General features: G+C 60.4%; 1 protein-coding gene. It reads right to left on the reverse strand.

Going from position 1 to position 1587, the window contains the following annotated elements:
* Positions 1 to 1217, reverse strand: a 1217-nt coding sequence (gene hemL / locus RI563_RS03895) for a glutamate-1-semialdehyde 2,1-aminomutase (RefSeq protein ID WP_310693037.1), incomplete at its 3' end; no start/stop codon positions are given.
* Positions 1218 to 1587 lie beyond the last annotated feature (370 nt).

Here is a 1587-nt window from a genome sequence, read left to right on the forward strand (position 1 = left end):
GCGGCGGAGACGAAGCCGGTTTCAAACGCGGCCGGGGCCAGGTAAATGCCCTGTTCCAGCATGCCGTGGAAGAAGCGTTTGAAGCGTTCCATGTCACAGTGGCTGACCTGATCGAAGCGGGTGATGGTCTCCTCTTCACTGAAGAAGTAGCCGAACATGCCGCCGGCCTGGTTGGTGGTCAACGGGATGTTACTGGCCTTCGCACGTTGGCGCAGTCCGCCGGTCAGCTGATCGACCCGCTGACCGAGGCGTTCAAAGAATCCGGGCTGGCTGATCAGGTTCAGGGTGGTCAGACCGGCGGCCATGGCCATTGGATTACCGGCGAGGGTTCCTGCCTGATAGATGGGCCCCAGCGGGGCAACCTGTTCCATGAGCTCGCGCTTGCCTCCGAAGGCACCCACCGGCATGCCGCCGCCGATGACCTTGCCCAGGGTGGTCATATCGGGGGTGACGCCGAAGTATTCCTGGGCGCCACCGAGGGCCACGCGAAAGCCGCTCATGACCTCGTCGAAGATCAGCACACTGCCGTGCTGGTCGCACACTTCCCGCAGGGTTTGCAGGAAGCCATCCACCGGTGGGACACAGTTCATGTTGCCGGCCACCGGTTCGACAATGATGGCGGCGATCTCATCACCCAGTTTGTCGAAGGTTTCCCGCACCTGCTCGCTGTCGTTGTAGGTGAGAGTGAGGGTATGCTCGGCCAGCGAGGCGGGCACGCCGGGCGAGGTGGGCACGCCCAGGGTGAGCGCCCCGGAACCGGCCTTGACCAGCAGCGAATCGGAGTGGCCGTGATAGTTGCCCTCGAACTTGACGATCTTGTCCCGCCCGGTAAAGCCGCGCGCCACACGCAGCGCCGACATGGTCGCCTCGGTGCCGGAGTTGACCATGCGTACCATCTCCACCGAGGGCACCAGCTCGCAGACCTTGTCGGCCATCTGTGTTTCCAGTTCGGTGGGGGCACCGAAACTCATGCCGTTGTGCAGTGCCGCCTCGACCGCCTTAATCACCTCGGGATGGTTGTGGCCGACGATCATCGGCCCCCAGGAACCAACATAGTCGATGAACTTGTTGTCGTCCTCGTCAAACATATAGGCCCCTTCGGCCCGCTTGAAAAACAACGGATCGCCGCCGACGCCCTTGAAGGCGCGGACCGGGGAATTCACCCCGCCGGGGATGTGTTTCTGGGCGGCAACAAACAGATCATGCGAACGGGACATAACGCGATTCCTTCAATGATTCGAGAATGACAAATTTGATAACAAGGTCAGAATGATAACCAAATCAGGCATCGGGCGACAGGGCCGGTAATAGTGAGGTGACTGGGAAATAAACGCAGAGGACGCGGAGGCGCAGAGGCGCGGAGTATGAGAATTATTACTAATGATCCGGCCCGGAATATCGGGCTTGCTCACAACTGAAGTTTGCAGCAACGGTTATTCAGGAGGGAAAAAAGCTTTTTCTCCGCGCCTCTGCGCCTCCGCGAACTCCGCGTTGAATACGCTGGATTAGAAAAGTGCTTCAGTCGAAGCAGCGGCTCAAGCGGCGGGCGGCGGCTTTGATGTCGTCCTGGCCGAACAGGGCGTTGAC

The sequence above is a fragment of the Thiohalophilus sp. genome (genome assembly GCF_031581315.1).
Taxonomy (GTDB): Bacteria; Pseudomonadota; Gammaproteobacteria; order UBA6429; family Thiohalophilaceae; genus Thiohalophilus.